Origin of the sequence: Aromatoleum evansii, assembly GCF_012910805.1 — a bacterium.
Taxonomy (GTDB): Bacteria; Pseudomonadota; Gammaproteobacteria; order Burkholderiales; family Rhodocyclaceae; genus Aromatoleum; species Aromatoleum evansii.
On the sequence record NZ_WTVK01000001.1, the window covers coordinates 117,360 to 136,479 of the forward strand.

Below are 19,120 nucleotides of genomic sequence, written 5' to 3' on the forward strand. Positions count from 1 at the left end.
TAATGCACTGCCGCACGGTTGTCAGAGGAGGCGCTTGCGGACGCTGGTGGCGCAGCCGCACTCGCTTCCCTTCACCAATCTGCAAGAGGATTGCACCATGACTCAGAAAGTCGCACTCGTTACCGGCGCCATGGGCGGTTTGGGCACTGCGATCTGCCAGGCCCTCGCCAAGGATGGCCTGAAGGTTGTCGCCAACTGTCTGCCGGGTTTTCCGCAGAAGGACGAGTGGCTCGCCAAGCAGAAGGAACTCGGCTTCGAGTTCATCCCCGCCGAAGGTGACGTGTCCGATTACGAATCCTGCAAGGCAATGGTCGCCAAGATCGAAGCCGACGTCGGCGTGATCGAGGTCCTGGTGAACAACGCGGGCATCACTCGCGACAAGTTCTTCCCCAAGATGGAGAAGGGCCAGTGGGATGCGGTGATCAATACCAACCTCAACAGCCTGTTCAACGTCACGCATCACGTCTCGCCGAAGATGGCCGAGCGCGGCTGGGGGCGGATCATCAACATCTCCTCGGTCAATGGCGTCAAGGGTCAGGCAGGCCAGACCAACTACTCCACGGCCAAGGCCGGCGTGCTGGGCTTCACCAAGGCGCTTGCCGCCGAACTGGCCACCAAGGGCGTGACCGTCAATGCGATCGCTCCGGGCTACATCGGCACTGAAATGGTCATGGCGATCCGCGAGGACATCCGCCAGGGGATTATCGATACCGTCCCGATGAAGCGTCTCGGCAAGCCGGAGGAAATCGGTGCGCTGTGCTCCTATCTCGCGTCCGAGCTGGCCGGCTATGTGACCGGTGCCACGATCAACATCAACGGCGGCCTGCACATGTGCTGATGCAGTATTCCGCCTCGGCGGATCGCTGCGAGACCCCGCCGAACGGCGGGGTTTTTATTTCTGCACCGCGGTATAATTTTATTGAACGTGGAGAGCGGAATTCACCGCCGACGAGGAGAGGTATTGATGGCTGAGCAGTCGCGACTTATCAAGAAGTATCCCAATCGCCGTCTGTACGATACGAGGACCAGTTCCTACATCACGCTGGCCGATGTGAAGGAGCTCGTATTGGGGCGGGAGGAATTTCAGGTTGTCGATGCCAAGACCGGCGAAGATCTCACGCGCAGCATTCTTCTCCAGATCATCCTCGAGGAAGAGGCGGGCGGTGCCCCCATGTTCACCAGCGACCTGCTCGCGCACATGATCCGCTTCTACGGCAACGCCACGCAAGGGATGATGGGCAAGTACCTCGAGAACAACATCAAGGCCTTCACCGAGATGCAGGCGAAGCTGCAGGAGCAGGCGCAGGCGATCTACGGCGAGAACAGCCCGATCAGCCAGGATCTGTGGGCCCAATTCCTCAACTTCCAGGGACCCGCGCTGCAGAGCGTGATGGGCACTTACGTCGATCAGAGCAAGAAGATGTTCTCGCAAATGCAGGAGCAGATCGAGAACCAGACGCGCAGCATCTTCACCGGCTTCCCGTTCCCGAATTACGCTCCCGCTGCCAAGGAAGAGCAGGCCGCCACGCAGGCCGCCAAGGAAGCGAAACCCGAAGCGCCTGCCCCCAAAGGCAGCCGTTCGAGCCAGAAATAACATCCAGGCCGGGGCCATTCCGGATCCCGGCCGGCATCCCCCCTTCAGAGCATGACCCAGAACAAGACCCCAGGCGTACCGCGAGTCGGTTTCGTCTCCCTCGGCTGCCCCAAGGCGACCGTCGATTCCGAGCATATCCTCACGCGCCTGCGAGGCGAGGGGTACGAAATCTCCGGCAGCTATGACGACGCCGACCTAGTGGTTGTCAATACCTGCGGCTTCATCGACGCCGCCGTCGAGGAGTCCCTCGACGCCATCGGCGAGGCGCTGGCCGAGAACGGCAAGGTCATCGTGACCGGTTGCCTGGGTGCCAAGGACGATGTCGTGATGGCGGCACATCCCCAGGTACTCGCCGTGACCGGTCCGCATGCGACCGATGCGGTCATGAAGGCGGTTCACCAGCATCTGCCCAAGCCGCACGACCCCTTCACCGACCTCGTGCCGCCGCAGGGCATCCGCCTCACTCCGAACCACTACGCGTACCTCAAGATTTCCGAAGGCTGCAACCACCGTTGCACCTTCTGCATTATTCCGTCGCTGCGCGGCGATCTCGTGTCGCGCCCGATCCATGAAGTGATGCGCGAGGCCGAATCGCTGGTGGACGCGGGGGTGAAGGAACTCCTGATCATCTCCCAGGATACCAGCGCATACGGAGTCGACACCAAGTACCGGACCGGCTTCTGGAACGGGCGCCCCATCAAGACCCGCCTGTTCGATCTCGCGAAGGCACTGGGCGAACTCGGCGTGTGGGTCCGCATGCACTACGTCTACCCCTACCCGAGCGTGGACGAACTCATCCCGCTGATGGCCGAAGGCAAGATCCTTCCCTACCTGGACATCCCGTTCCAGCATGCCAGCCCGCGCATCCTCAAGGCCATGCGGCGCCCCGCGAACGCCGAGAACGTGCTCGAGCGCATTCGCTCCTGGCGCAGCATCTGCCCGGACCTCACGATCCGCTCGACCTTCATCACCGGCTTCCCCGGCGAGACCGACGAGGACTTCGAGCTCTTGCTGCAGTTCCTCGAGGAGGCGCAGCTCGACCGCGTCGGTGCGTTCGCGTATTCCCCGGTCGAGGGCGCCGAGGCAAACCAGCTGCCTGGCGCAGTTCCCGACGAGGTTCGCGAGGAGCGGCGCATGCGCCTGATGGAGTTCCAGGAAGACATCTCGACCCAGCGTCTCGAGCGCTGGATCGGCCGCGAGATGACCGTCCTGGTCGACGACATCGAGGAAGATGGCGCGATCGCGCGCTCTCCGGGCGATGCGCCCGAGATCGACGGCCTGGTCATCATTCCCGATGGCGAGGGGCTGGAGCCTGGCGAGTTCGCCCGGGTACGCATCACCGACTGCGACGTGCACGACCTGTACGCCGAACCGATCGCCTGACGGGCAGGGCTGCCGATGTTCGAGCCGACGCCGCAGAAAACTGGCAGGTCCGGCCCCGTCATCGGATTGGCGCTTGGCAGTGGTGCTGCGCGCGGTTGGGCGCACCTCGGAGTGCTGCGCGCGCTTGCGCGCGAAGGGATCGAGCCGCAGATCATCTGCGGCTGCTCCATCGGTGCCTTCGTCGGCGCAGCGATGGCCTCTGGCGACCTCGGGAAGCTCACCCAGTGGGCAGAGGCGCTCAAGTGGCAGGATGTCGTCTCGCTGCTCGATGTGAGCCTGCGCGGTGGGCTCATCAAGGGCGAGAAGCTCATTCAGTTTTTCGAGCGCAACTTCGTCGACCGCGACTTCTCGCAGCTCGATCGCCGGTTTGCGTGCGTCGCGACCGAACTCGAAACCGGGCGCGAGGTCTGGCTGCGCGAGGGAAGTGTCGCGGAGGCGGTGCGCGCCTCGATCGCGCTGCCCGGGTTGTTTACGCCCATCGTGCGCGACGGGCGTCTGCTCGTTGACGGCGGGCTCGTGAATCCGGTGCCGGTATCCTTGTGTCGCGCGATGGGGGCCGATGTCGTGATCGCAGTCGACCTCGGTTCGGACATGATCGGCAAGGCGTGGCGTGCCGCCCCGGTGGAAGATGTCGAAGAGACCTCGGAAGGCTGGACCGAGCGGCTCTTCGCGCGTCTCGGCCTGCCGACCAATGGCAATGGACGCGGCTCCCAGGAAGGTGGCGCCGTGACTTCCCTGCCGTCCCTGATGACCGTGCTCACGTCCAGTATCAACATCATGCAGGTGCGCATCGCGCGCAGCCGCCTTGCGGGCGAACCCGCCGATGTCCAGATCTCGCCGCGGCTGGCGCACATCGGCACGATGGATTTCCATCGCGCACGTGAGGCGATCGCGGAGGGCGAAGCTGCTGTCACGGGCATGTTGCCGGCCCTGCGCTACGTGCTTGGACAAGCGGCTCCCGGAGGTGGCGCATGAACGACGTGGTTGCGGCGCTGGCGAACGTCGTCGGGGCGCAGTATGTCATGCACGACTCTGCCTCGATGGCACCCTACCTCACGGACTGGCGCGGCCGTTATACCGGCCGCGCAATGGCCGTCGTGCGGCCTGGAAGCACCCAGGAAACGGCGGACATCGTGCGCATCTGTGCTTCCGCGCGCGTTCCCATGGTGCCGCAGGGCGGCAATACCGGGCTGTGCGGGGGCGCGACGCCGCTTCCCGATGGCGACTCCGTCCTCGTCAGCATGGCGCGCATGAACCGCATCCGGACGGTCGATGCCGCAAACAACGCGCTCGTGGCGGAAGCGGGGTGCACGCTCGCGGCGGTCCAGCAGGCGGCCGAGGGTGGCGACAGGCTGTTTCCGCTCTCGCTCGCGTCCGAGGGCAGCTGCCTGGTCGGGGGCAATATCTCCACGAACGCAGGTGGGGTCCAGGTGCTGCGCTACGGGAACATGCGCGAACTCGTGCTCGGTGTCGAAGTGGTGCTTCCCGACGGGCGTGTCTGGAACGGGCTGCGCTCTCTGCGCAAGGACAACACCGGCTACGACCTCAAGCAACTTTTCATCGGCGCCGAGGGAACCCTGGGTATTGTCACCGCGGCCGCCCTCAAGCTCTTTCCCCGCCCGCAGGCAACAGCGACGGCCTGGGTTGCCGTTCCCGATGCGCGAGCCGCCGTCGATCTGCTATCGCTGTTGCGTGATTGTTGCGGGGAGCGCGCCACTGCCTTCGAACTCGTCGGTCGGTCGGCGCTCGACCTCGTTTTAAAGCATATTCCGGCCATGCGTGCTCCGCTCGCCGGCGCCCACGACTGGCATGTCCTCGTCGAGCTGGCTGACGCGTTCGATGGCGAGGCTCTGGATGGCATGCTCGAACGGACAATCGCCGCGGCGATCGACAGCGGGCTGGCAGTCGATGCCGCAGTCGCTGCAAATATTGCGCAGGCCCGTGCCTTCTGGGCGTTGCGGGAGAACATCTCGGAAGCGCAGAAGATCGAGGGGGTCAGCATCAAGCACGACATTTCCGTACCGGTCAGCGCCATCCCCGATTTCCTGCAGCAGACGCAGCAGGCGCTCATGGCCTTGTGGCCCGACGTGCGTATTGTCGCCTTCGGCCACCTCGGCGATGGAAACCTGCATTACAACCTCTCCAAGCTCGGCGCTGTCGACAACGCCGAATTCGTGGCCCGGACGCAAGACGTCAATCGCATCGTCCATGATCGGGTCGCCGCGCTGAATGGATCGATCTCGGCCGAGCACGGCATCGGCCAGTTGAAGCGCGAGGAGAATGCCCGCTACAAGTCCGAGGTCGAACTCGATCTGATGCGCACGGTGAAGCGTGCCCTCGACCCGCATGGACTGATGAATCCGGGGAAAGTCGTCTGAGCTGCGAAAAAGTCGAAATTCGGGGTTTACAGCCTGTGAGGAGCACCCTATAATGCGCGCTCTTTCGCCGTCGGGGGTATAGCTCAGCTGGGAGAGCGCTTGCATGGCATGCAAGAGGTCAGCGGTTCGATCCCGCTTACCTCCACCAGTCGAAAGAATTGCAGTCCCCATCGTCTAGAGGCCTAGGACACCGCCCTTTCACGGCGATAACCGGGGTTCGAATCCCCGTGGGGACGCCAATATGCAGCGAGGCGTCGAGGTATAATGACGAGTCGCAAGCCGGTCGGTAAAGCCGGGCAAAAGGTCAGCGCGGAGTGGTAGTTCAGTTGGTTAGAATACCGGCCTGTCACGCCGGGGGTCGCGGGTTCGAGCCCCGTCCACTCCGCCATCAACATCTCGGGCAATATGCCCGGGTGAAGTAGCAGTAAGTTTTAAAGTGCTTGCGGTTGGTAGCGCCAGAAGCTAGAATGCGCAGCTCTGTTGGGGGTATAGCTCAGCTGGGAGAGCGCTTGCATGGCATGCAAGAGGTCAGCGGTTCGATCCCGCTTACCTCCACCAATGAAGCACAAAGACGTTGTCCCCATCGTCTAGAGGCCTAGGACACCGCCCTTTCACGGCGATAACCGGGGTTCGAATCCCCGTGGGGACGCCATATAATGCAAGGCGTCGAGAAGACGAGTTGCAGCCGGAAAAGTTGCCGGCAACTGGTCAGCGCGGAGTGGTAGTTCAGTTGGTTAGAATACCGGCCTGTCACGCCGGGGGTCGCGGGTTCGAGCCCCGTCCACTCCGCCAACATATGAAATGGGAGCCTTCGGGCTCCCATTTTTTTTGCCTTTTCTCCTCCCTTTCTCCGCTTGTCGCCATGGCCCAGGTGTGTCGGGTATCGAGCCGTCGCGACCGCGCGCTGGTTCCCGTCCCGACAATGCGTTATAGTTCCATACGCATCGGTATGGTGTCGGCCGCAGATGGGCCGGAGCGTTGCTTACCAAGGGAGCGGGAAACGATGAGTCTGAAGAAGATCGGCGTCGTAGGCGCCGGCACGATGGGTAACGGCATTACGCAGGCCTTTGCGGTGGCCGGGTTCGACGTGGTGATGATGGATGTTGCCAAGGCGGCGGTGCAGCGTGGCATGGCCACCCTGACGGCGAGCCTCGATCGCCTGATCAAGAAGGAAAAGATGACCGCCGAACAGAAGGCGGAGGCGCTTGCGCGCGTCGCCACGGCCAGCGACGTGGGAGCTCTCGCGGATTGTGATCTGGTGATCGAAGCGGCAACCGAGAATCTCGAACTGAAGCTGAAGATCTTCGCGCAGCTTGATGCGATGGTGAAGGCGGACGCGGTTCTGGCGTCGAACACCTCCTCGATTTCGATTACCAAGCTCGCTGCGTCGACAAAGCGCGCCGACAAGGTTGTCGGCATGCACTTCTTCAATCCGGTGCCAATGATGGCGCTCGTCGAGCTGATTCGCGGCCTGCAGACGTCCGACGCGACCTATGCCGCGGTCGAGGCGGTCGCGCAGGCGATCGGCAAGACGCCCGTCCAAGTGCGCAACAGCCCGGGTTTTGTCGTCAATCGACTGCTTTGCCCGATGATCAACGAGGCGATCTTTGCGCTTGGAGAAGGGCTTGCGACGGCCGCCGAGATCGACGAGGCGATGAAGCTCGGATGCAATCACCCGATCGGGCCCCTGGCCCTCGCCGACATGATCGGCCTCGATGTCGAATTGGCAGTGATGCAGGTGCTGTTCGAGGGCTTCAAGGACCCGAAGTACCGTCCGGCGCCCCTGCTCGTCGAGATGGTCGAGGCGGGCTATCTCGGCCGCAAGTCAGGCAAGGGATTCTACGAGTACAAGTAAGCCTGTCGAGGCTTGCGGGCCTCATTTTGCTGCGCACAAAACAAAAACGCCACCGACAAGGTGGCGTTTCCATGTCCGGGGCGTCCGGATCAGCCGCGCCGCATCGCGTCGAAGAACTCCGCGTTGCTCTTGGTCGCCTTGACCTTGTCCATCAGGAATTCCATCGCGTCGATGTCATCCATGCCGTACAGCAGCTTGCGCAACACCCACACTTTTTGCAGCACGTCCGCCTTCATCAGCAACTCCTCGCGGCGAGTCCCCGAGCGGTTGACATTGATGGCGGGATACACGCGTTTCTCCGCCATGCGGCGATCGAGATGCAACTCCATGTTGCCGGTGCCCTTGAATTCCTCATAGATCACTTCGTCCATGCGGCTTCCAGTGTCGATCAGGGCCGTCGCGATGATGGTCAGCGAGCCGCCTTCCTCGATATTCCGTGCTGCGCCGAAGAAACGCTTGGGCTTCTGCAGGGCGTTGGCATCCACGCCGCCGGTCAGGACCTTGCCGGAGGCCGGTACCACGGTGTTGTACGCCCGCGCGAGCCGCGTGAGGGAATCGAGCAGGATGACGACGTCCTTCTTGTGTTCCGTGAGTCGTTTGGCCTTTTCGATGACCATCTCGGCGACCTGCACGTGGCGCGAAGCGGGTTCGTCGAAAGTGGACGCCACCACCTCGCCTTTGACCGAGCGCTGCATTTCGGTGACTTCTTCGGGACGTTCGTCGATGAGAAGGACGATGAGGGCGACGTCAGGGTGATTGGCCGAGATGGCGTGGGCAATGTGCTGCAGCATCACGGTCTTGCCGCTCTTCGGCGGCGCCACCAGCAGACCCCGCTGTCCCTTGCCGATCGGCGCGATCATGTCGATGATGCGGCTGGTGATGTTCTCCTCGCCGCGAATGTCGCGCTCAAGCTTCAGGCACTCGTTGGGGTGGAGGGGGGTGAGGTTCTCGAACAGGATCTTGTGCTTGCAGTTCTCGGGCGGCTCGCCGTTGATCTTGTCGAGTTTGACGAGGGCGAAGTAGCGTTCGCCGTCCTTCGGGGTGCGGATCTCGCCCTCGATGGTGTCGCCGGTGTGCAGGTTGAAGCGGCGGATCTGCGACGGCGAGACGTAGATGTCGTCGGTGCCGGCCAAGTAGGAGATGTCCGGCGAGCGCAGGAAGCCGAAGCCGTCGGGAAGCACTTCGAGCGCCCCGTCACCGTATATGGGTTCCCCTTTCTTGGCGCGGTTCTTGAGCAGGGCAAAGACCAGTTCCTGCTTGCGCAAGCGGTTGGCGCCATCGATTTCGTTTTCGATGGCCATCTCCAGCAGCTGGCTGACGTGGAGGGACTTGAGCTCCGATAATTGCATGGCGAAGGGGCGCGACGGGGCGCAGATGGATGAAACCGATGAGGGGGATGCTGCGGGAGAAGATGCTGCTGCGGCGCCGGAAGGCCGGCTTCTTGAGCGGGGGCGCCGCGCAGGCAGGGCTGGACTTTAGCCCTGGTCAGATATTGCTGTCAATGAAGGCGGTGAGTTGCGACTTGGACAGTGCGCCGACTTTGGTGGCTTCGACATTGCCGCCCTTGAACAGCATCAGCGTCGGGATGCCGCGAATACCGAACTTGGCCGGGGTTTCCTGATTCTCGTCGATGTTCAGTTTCGCGACCTTGAGCTTGCCCGCATATTCCTTAGCGATGTCGTCGAGGATCGGCGCGATCATTTTGCACGGACCGCACCATTCGGCCCAGTAATCGACCAGCACCGGGGTTTGTGCCTGGAGCACCTCGGCTTCAAAGTTGCCGTCGGTGACGTAATGGATGTGCTCGCTCATGATTCCTCGCATCAAGGTCTTGCTGTCTTTCGGATTGGGAGTCGGGCCGGTACGGCCCTCGGGGAGAATGGCGGGGGGAGGCCCGCCACTTCAGAGTGTCGGGAAAAGTTATGCCAAGCCGTCCCGCCCGTCAAGCGTTTCGCCCTTTTTTGCCGCTTGTGCGGTCGGCGTTTGCCCGTCCCTGTGACAAAACGGAGAAGGTCTCGGCTATATTGTCGGAAAAGCAGGCGCGCCCGGGGCGGTGCGTGCCGGCCTGATCAACTGGAGTCAAAGACGATGGCCTACGTAGTGACAGAAGCCTGCATCCGCTGCAAGTACACAGACTGTGTGGATGTGTGCCCCGTGGACTGTTTCCGCGAGGGGGCGAATTTTCTCGTGATCGATCCGACCGAATGTATCGATTGCACCCTCTGTGTGGCTGAATGTCCGGTCGAGGCGATTTACGCCGAGGACGACGTGCCCGAAGGGCAGCGCCAGTTCATCGCACTGAATGCAGAGCTCGCCAAGGAATGGAAGCCGATCGTCGAGCGCAAGGACCCTTTGTCGGATGCCGACGAATGGGCAGCACGGAAGGACAAGCTGGGCGAGCTGAAGCGCTGAGTCCGGCACGCGCGAGGCGTCGGGCGGTGGCGCGATTGTGCGTGGACGCGGTCTTTTCCTGATCGGTGCTATGCAATATGATGCACTTGGGTAAGTTGATATGAATTTGGAAAGGGGATTGGCATGCTGGTGAGCGAGATTCTTGCGATCAAGGGCAAGGTGCTCTACACCATAGCGCCCAACAAGAGCCTTGCCGAGGCGGTCGAGATCATGACCGAGCAGGACGTCGGTTCGCTCGTGGTCTTTTCTCACGGCCACATGGTCGGCATGCTGACCTTCCGCGAAGTATTGCGGGCGGTGCATAAGGGCGGCGCCGAATGGGGGGCAATGACGATCGAACAGGCAATGTTGTCGGGTCCGATCGCCGCGTCGCCGAACATGGAAATGGACGAGCTGCGGCGTCTCATGGTGGAGCATCGTCAGCGCTATCTGCCCGTGATGGACGGCACGACGCTGCTCGGGGTCGTTTCTTTCCACGATGTGGCGAAGGGGGTGCTCGAAGAGCAGAGCTTCGAGAACCGCATGCTCAAGAATTACATCCGGAACTGGCCGCAGGAGCCGGGCGAAGAGGCCTGAGTCAGGGCAGGCGAGGCCTGCCGCGGTTCCATCCTCGCGTCGAGAGGTGCGAGGGGCAAGGCACAAGACGACCTTCGTCCGTCGAGACGGAGGCATGCAGCTGGAAGCCGGTCGCGCCGACATGGTGTTGCCGGTGATGCCTCGGGAGGGCTCCGCCGGAAGTCGCTGGTCCGGCGCCAATTCCAACTGTTGGAGGAGTGCTGTGGAAAAGATCTGGCTGAAGAGCTATCCCCCCGGGATCCCGGCGGAAATCGACGTAAACGAGTTTTCGTCGCTTGCCGACGTCTTTTCTCAGGGCGTGCGTCAGTTCGCCGATCGTCCCGCCTACGTGAATATGGGAAAGACCATCACGTACGCGGAGCTGGACCGGCTGTCGGCGCAGTTTGCGGGTTACCTGCAGGGCGAGTTGAAGCTGCCGCGCGGTTCGCGGGTGGCGCTGATGATGCCCAATCTCCTGCAGTACCCGATTGCGATGTTCGGTGCCTTGCGTGCCGGCTATACGGTCGTGAACGTCAACCCGCTCTACACGGCGCGGGAGCTCGAACATCAACTTCGGGATTCGGGGGCGGACACGATCGTCATCGTGGAGAATTTTGCGCGCACGCTCGAGGATGTACTGCAGCGCTTAAAGGTGCGCAATGTGGTGGTGACCAGTCTCGGGGAGCTTCTCGGCTTCCCCAAGAACATGCTGGTCGATTTCGTCGTGCGCCATGTCAAGAAGTTGGTGCCATCGTGGAATATCCCCGGTTCCGTGCGATTTTCTGGCGCCTTGGCCGCGGGCGGAAGACATCTGCTGCAGGCGGTGGCGATCGGTCAAGACGACATCGCCTATCTCCAGTACACCGGTGGCACGACAGGCGTGGCGAAGGGGGCCGTCCTGACGCACGGCAACATCGTCGCGAACCTGCAGCAGGCGCATGCGTGGATCAAGCCTTACCTGCGCAAGGAGGGTGAGATCATCATCACGGCCCTGCCGCTATATCACATCTTCTCCCTGACGGCGAATTGCCTGACGTTTTTCAGGGTCGGCGCGTTGAACGTGCTGATCACCAATCCGCGGGATATTCCGGGGTTCGTCAAGGAGTTGGCGAAGTATCGATTTACAGCGATCACCGGTGTGAACACGCTGTTCAACGCGCTTTTGAACAACGAGGATTTCAGCAAGCTGGATTTTTCGTCCCTGCACATCACGCTGGGCGGCGGGATGGCCGTGCAGCAGGCGGTGGCGGAGAAGTGGCGGCGCGTGACCGGTCGGCCGCTCGTGGAGGCATACGGCCTGACGGAGACGTCACCGGCGGTGACGATCAATCCGCTCGACTTGCCGCAGTTCAACCACTCCATCGGCCTGCCGGTTTCGTCCACCGAGGTCAGCATCCGCGGCGACAGCGGCGAGGAGGTGCCGCTGGGGCAGCCCGGTGAGCTCTGCGTCCGCGGCCCGCAAGTTACGCGCGGATACTGGCAGCGGCCGGAGGAGACGGCCAATGCCTTCACCGCGGACGGTTTCCTGCGTACCGGCGATGTGGCGACGATCGACGAGCGTGGTTTCGTCCGCATCGTCGATCGCAAGAAGGACATGATTCTCGTGTCCGGCTTCAATGTTTTCCCGAACGAGGTCGAGGACGTCATCGCGAGTCATCCGGGGGTGCTCGAGGTGGCGGCGGTGGGTGTTCCCGACGAGCGGACCGGCGAGGCGGTGAAGGTGTTCGTGGTGCGCAAGGATCCGGGCCTGACGAAGGAGGACGTCATCGCGCATTGCCGGACGAACCTGACGGCATACAAGGTGCCGCACCTGGTGGAGTTTCGCGAGGAGTTGCCGAAGACGAATGTCGGCAAGATCCTGCGTCGCCTGTTGCGGGACGGGCAGGCGTGAGGGTTTCTGCTTGTGTTTCATGCGCCCGTGTGTTTAGATTCGTTCGCTAACAGTTTATTTTTGTCCCGATGACCAATCTGGTTCGCGCCCTCGTCGTAGTAGCCCTGTCCGTACGCGTAGTAGTAGGCGTAGGCGGTCGCGCGTCTCGAGGGTAAGGGCAGAAGCAAGCAACAGATTCCAACCCCCGCCGGCGCGCAAGCCCGGCGGGGGTTTTGTTTTTTGCGCCGCCGGTCTTGATGCCCGACACCAAACCGAAGGAGCGCAAGATGATGCAGATGACTGGCGCCGAGTTGATCGTGCGCCTGCTTGAACGGCAGGGTATTCGTACCGTTGCAGGAATCCCGGGGGGAGCGATCCTGCCCTTGTACGACGCCTTGTCGGGTAGCGACGTCATACGCCACGTGCTCGCTCGTCACGAGCAGGGGGCGGGTTTCATCGCGCAAGGCATGGCGCGGGTGTCCGGACGTCCCGAGGTGTGTTTCGCGTCGAGTGGGCCGGGTGCCACGAACCTGGTGACGGCGATCGCGGACGCTCGCCTCGATTCGATTCCGATGGTCGCGATTACGGGCCAGGTGCCGCTTTCGATGATCGGCACCGATGCGTTCCAGGAAGTCGATATCTACGGCATGACCGTGCCGATCACCAAGCACAACTTCCTCGTCCGCTCCGCCGCGGAGTTGCTGGAGGTTGTCCCGCAGGCATTCCGGATCGCGATGTCGGGTCGTCCCGGGCCGGTACTCGTCGACGTTCCGAAGGATGTGCAGAATCAGTTGGTGAGTTTCGAGGCCTATCCCGAGCCGGCAGTGCCGGATCCGGCGCCGACGCTGGACATGGCGGCGATCGAGTCGGCGGCGAAGATGATCGACGAGGCCGAGCGTCCGGTGTTGTACCTCGGCGGGGGCGTGGTGCATTCGGGGGCCTCGCGGCTGGCTGTGACGCTGGCCGAGCAGGCGGGGCTGCCGACGACGATGACGCTGATGGCGTTGGGCACGATGCCGGTCGATCACCCCTTGTCCATCGGCATGCTCGGTATGCATGCCGCGCGCTATACGAATTTCATTCTCGAGGAGTCGGATCTGCTGATCTGCGTGGGGGCGCGTTTCGACGATCGTGCGATCGGCAAGGCGGCGCAGTTCTGTCCCAATGCGCGGATCATCCATATCGACATCGACCCCGCCGAGTTGCATAAAATCAAGACCGCTCACGTGGCGATCAACGGCGATGTGTCGACCGTTCTGGAGGCCCTGCTGCCGCGTGTGAAGCAAAGCCTGCGCAAGCGCTGGCTGGCGCACGTGGACAGTCTGAAGTCGCGTTTCCCGATGGCGATGCCGGGGTGCGACGATCCGCGCACGCACTACGGGCTGGTGCATGCCGTTGCCGCCGCGCTTGATGACGAGGCCGTCATTGCTACGGACGTGGGGCAGCATCAGATGTGGGTCGCCCAGGCATATCCGTTCAGACGGCCGCGCCAGTGGTTGACGTCGGGCGGCCTCGGGACGATGGGTTTCGGGGTGCCGGCCGCGATCGGCGCCGCGCTGGCGGAGCCCGATCGTACCGTGGTGTGCTTCACCGGCGATGGCAGCTTCAAGATGAACATCCAGGAGCTCGCGACGCTCGCCGAGGAGGGGCTGAACGTCAAGATCGTGCTGATGAACAACAACTCGCTCGGTCTGGTGTACCAGCAGCAGAGCCTGTTCTACGGCAAACGCGTGTTTGCCTCGAAGTATCGCGGCGAACCTGACTTCCTCAAGATCGCCGAAGGCTTCGGAATTGCGGCGGTCGATCTGGACAGTTCGCCGAACCCGCGTGCGGTGCTCGCGCAGGCGCTGCAAAGCCGTGGGCCGTGCCTGATCCATGCGTCGATCAGCCGCGAGGAATTCGTGTACCCGATGGTGCCGCCGGGTGCTGCAAATACTGAAATGATCGGAGGTTGAACATGATCGAACAAGTCGCCGAGCCCTTGCAGCATCAAGGTTTCGCCAAGGTGGTCCTGGAGTTGGAGGTCAACAACCATCCCGGCGTGATGAGTCACATCTGCAACCTGTTTGCGCGCAGGGCGTTCAACGTCGAGGGCATCCTGTGCATGCCGATGTCGGATACGAGTCGCAGCCGCATCTGGCTGCTGGTGTTCGAGGATCAGCGGCTCGAGCAGATGGTGCTGCAGGTGGAGAAGCTGGTCGATGTGCTGTCGGTGCGTCGTCACGGTGCCGAGCACGAGGTATTCGAGCGTCTCGAGAAGTTCTTCGATTGACCCAGGGCCGGGCGCGGGCCCGGTCGCCCGGAAGGGGCTGGCTGACGCTGTGTTAAACTGCACAGCTCCTTCCGATTCACGTTCTGGTCGAGATTGCGATGTCCGGCAACGCCCTAGGCAAACTCTTTTGTGTCACCTCCTTCGGTGAGTCCCACGGCCCGGCGATCGGATGCGTTGTGGATGGGTGCCCGCCGGGGCTGCCGATATCGGCGCAAGAGATCCAGGTGGAGCTCGACCGTCGCAAGCCGGGCACTTCGCGTCACGTTACCCAGCGCCGCGAGCCGGACGAGGTGGAGATCCTGTCGGGTGTGTTCGAGGGGGTGACGACCGGTACGCCGATCGCGCTCCTGATCCGCAACCAGGACCAGCGATCGCGTGACTACGGCAATATCTCCGAGACTTTCCGTCCGGGGCATGCCGACTACGAATACTGGCAGAAATACGGGATTCGCGACTATCGCGGCGGCGGGCGCTCCTCCGCGCGCGAGACAGCGGTGCGGGTGGCGGCTGGCGCGATCGCGCGGAAGTGGTTGAAGGAGCGCTACGGCATCGTGATCCGCGGCTTCATGTCGCAGCTCGGCCCCATCCCGATTCCCTTCGAGAGCTGGGACGAGGTTTCGCGCAACCCCTTCTTCGCGCCCAACGCGGGAATCGTTCCGCAGCTCGAGGCCTACATGGACGAGTTGCGCAAGTCCGGGGATTCGATCGGTGCGCGTATCGACGTTGTCGCGACGGGTGTCCCGGTGGGGTGGGGGGAGCCCGTCTATGACCGGCTCGATGCCGACATTGCGTACGCGATGATGGGCATCAACGCGGTCAAGGGGGTGGAGATCGGTGCCGGTTTCGAGTGCGTGACGCAGCACGGCACGGAACACTCGGACGAGATGACGCCCGAGGGGTACCTGACGAATAACGCGGGCGGTGTGCTCGGCGGAATTTCCAGCGGCCAGGACATCATCGTGAGCATGGCGGTCAAACCCACCTCCAGCATCCGCCTCGATCGCCGCTCGATCGACAAGCAGGGCAAGCCCGTGATCGTGAACACGCACGGGCGTCACGACCCCTGTGTCGGCATCCGGGCAACACCGATCGCCGAGGCGATGCTCGCAATCGTGGTGATGGATCATGCGTTGCGCCACCGCGCGCAATGCGGCGACGTGATGACCGACACGCCCCGGATTGCACGGCTGGCGCCGCAGGGCGTGCAGCGTGTCCCGCCGCCGCGCGCGTGAGCGGGCCGGTTTTTCGTCGCGTGCCGTCGCCGGTCGTCGGGGCGTGAGAGCCTGAATTGCAGCCAGGCGTCGCAGTGGTTCCATACTGGCGGCTCTCTGCCTACTACTTTTCCTATTTCGCGTTCGTCGGCGCCTTTTCGCCTTATTTCACGCTGTACCTGCAGTCGATCGCGCTGTCGGCGACCGACATCGCGCTGCTGATGTCCCTGATGCAGGTCATGCGCGTGCTTGCTCCGGGTATGTGGGGTTGGCTGGCCGAGCATCTAGGCCGGCGGCTCACGATCATCCGCTTGTCTGCCTGGGCGAGTCTTGTCGGCTTCAGCGTCTTTTTCTTCACGACGCGTTTCGAAGGCCTGTTCCTGGCGATGGCCTTGATGGCGTTTTTCTGGAGCGCCGCCCTGCCTCTGGTCGAAAGTCTGACGTTCGCCCATCTGGGCGACCAGGCGGGGCGTTACGGAAGCATCCGTGTGTGGGGGTCCGTCGGATTCATCGCGGCGGTGCTCGGGCTGGGTTACCTGCTCGACTTCCTCCCGCTCGATTCGGTGTTGTGGATCACCGCCGCGATCCTCGCGGCGATCGCCTTGAGCGCGGCGGTGTTGCCCGAAGCGGCGAGACCGCTTGCCCATCGGGAAAGCGCGAGCCTGCATGAGACGCTGCGGCGTCCGGAGGTGCGGGCGCTCCTGGTTGCCTGCTTCCTGATGTCGGCGGCGCACGGCGCCTTGTATGTGTTTTATTCGATCTTCCTCGTCGAGCACGGCTACGACAAGTCGGTCGTCGGCTGGATGTGGTCGCTTGGCGTGGTCGCGGAGATTGTCGTCTTCATGTTCATGCCGCGGGTGCTGCGCCGATATTCGATGCGTGCAATCCTGATCTTTGCGTTTGCCTGCGCAGTTGTGCGATTCGTGGCGATAGGCTGGGGCGTGGGCTCGTTTGCCGTGCTGGTGTTTGCCCAGCTGCTGCACGGAGCAACGTTCGGGGCTTACCATTCGGCAGCGATCGCGGCAGTGAATCAATGGTTCCGGGGCAGGCTGCAATCGCGTGGACAGGCCCTCTACGGCAGTATTTCGTTCGGTGCGGGCGGGATGCTCGGTGGGCTGGTGAGCGGCTATACGTGGGAATCGGTGGGGGCGGCGTGGACCTATACTCTGGGGTCGCTGTTCGCGCTGGCGGGCCTTGCGTGGCTGGTGCTCGGCTGGCGCAGCGGAGCCGGGTCGAAGGCGGAAGGAGGGATCGGATGAAGAGTCGATTTGCGAAGATGGTCGGGGTTGCCGCGGCAGCCTGGCTCGTGTCTGCCTGTCAGACCGTGCAGACGACCGGGGGCGGTGCGGTGGGCGTCGATCGCGGCCAGATGATGATGGTGTCGGCGGCCGAGGTGGAGCAGGCGTCCGGCAAGCAGTACCAGCAGGTGATCGGGGAGGCGCGCCAGAAGGGCGTGCTCAATCGCGACCCGGCGCAGCTCGCGCGCGTGCGCGCGATTTCCAATCGCCTGATCCCGCAGACCGTGGCGTTCCGGCGCGATGCTCTGCAATGGCAGTGGGAGGTCAATGTGATCCGCTCCGATGAGCTCAACGCCTGGTGCATGGCGGGAGGCAAGATGGCAGTCTACTCCGGTCTCATCGAGCAGCTGAAACTCACCGATGATGAACTTGCCGCCGTGATGGGCCATGAGATCGCGCATGCCCTGCGGGAGCATTCGCGCGAGCAGATTTCCAAGGCAATGGTGACGAGCGTCGGGGCTTCCGTTGCCGGTGCGATCCTGGGGGTGGGCCAGCTCGGAACGGATCTGATGGGCATGGTCGGCAAGGTGACCTTCGAACTGCCGAATTCGCGGCTGCACGAAACCGAGGCCGATCGCATCGGCGTCGAGCTTGCGGCGCGCGCAGGCTACGACCCGCGAGCGGCCATCAGCCTCTGGGACAAGATGGGGGCGCGCTCGAACGGCGGCCCGCCACAGTGGCTTTCGACTCACCCCGGGCACGATAGTCGGCGCAGGGATCTGGGCGAGTACGCCCAGCGGGTGATGCCGCTCTACGAGCAGGCGCGCCGCTGAGCGGCTCGCTGCCTATCCAGTCGGCGACGCGTGTGAAATAATCAAAATCTTTTCCTTGTCTTTCCGCGGGATATATCGGATGGAAGCCCAGACGCTGTACGAAAAGTTGTGGTCCAGTCACGTCGTCCATGAAGAGGCCGACGGCACTGCACTGATTTACATCGACCGCCACCTGGTACACGAGGTAACCAGCCCGCAGGCTTTCGAAGGGCTCAAGCTCGCCGGGCGCAAGCCGTGGCGCGTGAGCTCGATCGTTGCGACCGCCGATCACAATACGCCGACCGATCACTGGGAGCGGGGTATCGTGGATCCGGTCTCGCGCCAACAGGTCGAGACACTGGACGCCAACATCCGCGAAGTTGGCGCGCTGGCCTATTTCCCGTTCAAGGACGCGCGCCAGGGCATCGTGCACGTGATCGGGCCGGAAAACGGCGTCACGTTGCCCGGCATGACGGTGGTTTGTGGCGACTCGCATACCTCCACGCATGGCGCGTTCGCCTGTCTCGCGCACGGCATCGGCACGTCCGAGGTCGAGCACGTAATGGCGACGCAGTGCCTGCTGCAGAAGAAGTCCAAGACCATGCTCGTGAAGGTCGAGGGGCAACTCGGGCGTGGGGTGTACGCCAAGGACATCGCCCTTGCCGTGATCGGCCGTATCGGCACGGCCGGCGGTACGGGGTACGCGATCGAGTTCGGCGGCAGCGCGATCCGCGCGCTGACGATGGAAGGGCGCATGACCCTGTGCAACATGGCGATCGAGGCGGGTGCGCGTGCGGGCCTGGTCGGCGTCGACGACAACACCATCACCTACCTGCGTGACAAGCCCTTCGCGCCCAAGGGCGAACTGTGGGACAAGGCCGTGGCGTATTGGCGCACCCTGAAGTCAGATGAGGGGGCGCGTTTCGATCGCGTCGTCGAACTCGACGCTGCCGAGATCCTGCCGCAGGTCACCTGGGGGACCTCTCCCGAGATGGTCGAGACGGTGGCCGGCCGCGTGCCCGATCCGGCGAAGATCGCCGATCCGGTCAAGCGCGAAGGCGTCGAGCGCGCCCTCAAGTACATGGGGCTCGCCCCGAACACGCCGATCAGCGAAATTCCCGTGGATCAGGTGTTCATCGGCTCGTGCACCAACTCGCGCATCGAAGACCTGCGCGAAGCCGCCGCGGTCGCCAAGGGCCGCAAGAAGGCGGCGAGCGTCAAGCGTGTGCTGGTCGTTCCCGGATCGGGGCTGGTGAAGCGCGAGGCCGAGGCGGAAGGCCTCGACAAGGTCTTCATCGACGCCGGCTTCGAGTGGCGTGAGCCGGGATGCTCGATGTGTCTCGCGATGAACGCCGACCGTCTCGAGCCCGGCGAGCACTGCGCCTCGACCTCGAACCGCAATTTCGAGGGGCGGCAGGGGGCGGGCGGACGCACCCATCTCGTCAGTCCCGCGATGGCCGCTGCTGCGGCCGTCACCGGACGCTTCGTGGATGTCCGCGAACTGGCCTGAACGCAGCTGGCGCGACGATGCGCCGACGAC

At 63.2% G+C, this 19,120-nt stretch carries 17 protein-coding genes and 6 tRNA genes; 21 read left to right on the forward strand and 2 right to left on the reverse strand.

The features are described 5' to 3' along the window. Positions 1–97 precede the first annotated feature (97 nt). From GO615_RS00615 to GO615_RS00670, 12 genes are all read left to right on the forward strand, one after another. Entirely contained in the window at positions 98–838 is a 741-nt protein-coding gene (locus tag GO615_RS00615) for a beta-ketoacyl-ACP reductase (RefSeq protein WP_169125104.1), read from the forward strand. Positions 839–964: 126 nt separating this feature from the next. Beyond that, a complete protein-coding gene (gene phaR, locus GO615_RS00620; protein ID WP_169125105.1) occupies positions 965–1,594 on the forward strand; it encodes a polyhydroxyalkanoate synthesis repressor PhaR in 630 nt (209 codons plus the stop codon). 51 nt (positions 1,595–1,645) lie between these two features. After that, positions 1,646–2,977, forward strand: coding sequence for a 30S ribosomal protein S12 methylthiotransferase RimO (gene rimO / locus GO615_RS00625; RefSeq protein ID WP_169125106.1), 1,332 nt, complete (start codon positions 1,646–1,648; stop codon positions 2,975–2,977). A 15-nt stretch (positions 2,978–2,992) separates the two neighbouring features. Continuing rightward, positions 2,993–3,952 carry a patatin-like phospholipase RssA gene (gene rssA, locus GO615_RS00630; protein ID WP_169125107.1) on the forward strand — a complete coding sequence of 320 codons (960 nt, stop codon included), beginning with the start codon at positions 2,993–2,995 and terminating at the stop codon, positions 3,950–3,952. Beyond that, positions 3,949–5,355: an FAD-binding oxidoreductase gene (locus GO615_RS00635; RefSeq protein WP_169125108.1), complete on the forward strand. Its 1,407-nt coding sequence runs from the start codon at positions 3,949–3,951 to the stop codon at positions 5,353–5,355. Before rssA ends, GO615_RS00635 begins: the two co-directional genes overlap by 4 nt. A gap of 72 nt (positions 5,356–5,427) precedes the next feature. Beyond that, positions 5,428–5,503: transfer RNA gene (locus GO615_RS00640), tRNA-Ala, on the forward strand. A gap of 15 nt (positions 5,504–5,518) precedes the next feature. Beyond that, positions 5,519–5,594 (forward strand) — tRNA-Glu (locus tag GO615_RS00645). A 72-nt stretch (positions 5,595–5,666) separates the two neighbouring features. After that, positions 5,667–5,743 (forward strand) — tRNA-Asp (locus GO615_RS00650). A gap of 94 nt (positions 5,744–5,837) precedes the next feature. Further along, positions 5,838–5,913: transfer RNA gene (locus GO615_RS00655), tRNA-Ala, on the forward strand. Positions 5,914–5,931: 18 nt separating this feature from the next. After that, a tRNA-Glu gene (locus GO615_RS00660) sits at positions 5,932–6,007 on the forward strand. Between the two features lie 63 nt (positions 6,008–6,070). Then, positions 6,071–6,147 (forward strand) — tRNA-Asp (locus GO615_RS00665). Between the two features lie 211 nt (positions 6,148–6,358). Next, positions 6,359–7,210, forward strand: coding sequence for a 3-hydroxybutyryl-CoA dehydrogenase (locus GO615_RS00670; RefSeq protein WP_169125109.1), 852 nt, complete (start codon positions 6,359–6,361; stop codon positions 7,208–7,210). Between the two features lie 89 nt (positions 7,211–7,299). Here the strand turns inward: GO615_RS00670 and rho are convergent, their stop codons facing one another. Then, positions 7,300–8,559, reverse strand: a complete 1,260-nt coding sequence (gene rho / locus GO615_RS00675) for a transcription termination factor Rho (protein WP_169125110.1) — start codon at positions 8,557–8,559, stop codon at positions 7,300–7,302. A gap of 136 nt (positions 8,560–8,695) precedes the next feature. Next, the gene (gene trxA, locus GO615_RS00680; protein WP_169125111.1) at positions 8,696–9,022 is read right to left on the reverse strand and encodes a thioredoxin TrxA; all 327 of its coding nucleotides are present in this window, start codon (positions 9,020–9,022) and stop codon (positions 8,696–8,698) included. A gap of 276 nt (positions 9,023–9,298) precedes the next feature. On the opposite strand from trxA, the gene fdxA reads away from it, so the two are divergent. The 9 genes from fdxA to leuC all read left to right on the forward strand — a co-directional run bounded on the left by fdxA (position 9,299) and on the right by leuC (position 19,090). Next, entirely contained in the window at positions 9,299–9,622 is a 324-nt protein-coding gene (gene fdxA / locus GO615_RS00685; RefSeq protein ID WP_169125112.1) for a ferredoxin FdxA, read from the forward strand. 123 nt (positions 9,623–9,745) lie between these two features. Continuing rightward, positions 9,746–10,198: a CBS domain-containing protein gene (locus tag GO615_RS00690; RefSeq protein WP_169125113.1), complete on the forward strand. Its 453-nt coding sequence runs from the start codon at positions 9,746–9,748 to the stop codon at positions 10,196–10,198. A 202-nt stretch (positions 10,199–10,400) separates the two neighbouring features. After that, on the forward strand, positions 10,401–12,068 hold the full coding sequence (locus tag GO615_RS00695) for a long-chain-fatty-acid--CoA ligase (protein WP_169125196.1): 1,668 nt from the start codon (positions 10,401–10,403) through the stop codon (positions 12,066–12,068). Between the two features lie 266 nt (positions 12,069–12,334). Further along, on the forward strand, positions 12,335–14,002 hold the full coding sequence (ilvB, locus tag GO615_RS00700) for an acetolactate synthase large subunit (protein ID WP_169125114.1): 1,668 nt from the start codon (positions 12,335–12,337) through the stop codon (positions 14,000–14,002). Positions 14,003–14,004: 2 nt separating this feature from the next. Then, entirely contained in the window at positions 14,005–14,319 is a 315-nt protein-coding gene (ilvN, locus tag GO615_RS00705; protein ID WP_169125115.1) for an acetolactate synthase small subunit, read from the forward strand. Positions 14,320–14,417: 98 nt separating this feature from the next. Continuing rightward, a complete protein-coding gene (aroC, locus tag GO615_RS00710; RefSeq protein WP_169125116.1) occupies positions 14,418–15,551 on the forward strand; it encodes a chorismate synthase in 1,134 nt (377 codons plus the stop codon). 74 nt (positions 15,552–15,625) lie between these two features. Beyond that, the gene (locus tag GO615_RS00715; protein ID WP_169125197.1) at positions 15,626–16,789 is read left to right on the forward strand and encodes an MFS transporter; all 1,164 of its coding nucleotides are present in this window, start codon (positions 15,626–15,628) and stop codon (positions 16,787–16,789) included. Next, positions 16,786–17,601 (forward strand): M48 family metallopeptidase, encoded by an 816-nt coding sequence (locus GO615_RS00720; RefSeq protein WP_169125117.1) that lies wholly within the window; start codon positions 16,786–16,788, stop codon positions 17,599–17,601. Before GO615_RS00715 ends, GO615_RS00720 begins: the two co-directional genes overlap by 4 nt. 79 nt (positions 17,602–17,680) lie before the next feature. Next, entirely contained in the window at positions 17,681–19,090 is a 1,410-nt protein-coding gene (leuC, locus tag GO615_RS00725) for a 3-isopropylmalate dehydratase large subunit (RefSeq protein ID WP_169125118.1), read from the forward strand. Positions 19,091–19,120: the final 30 nt, after the last annotated feature.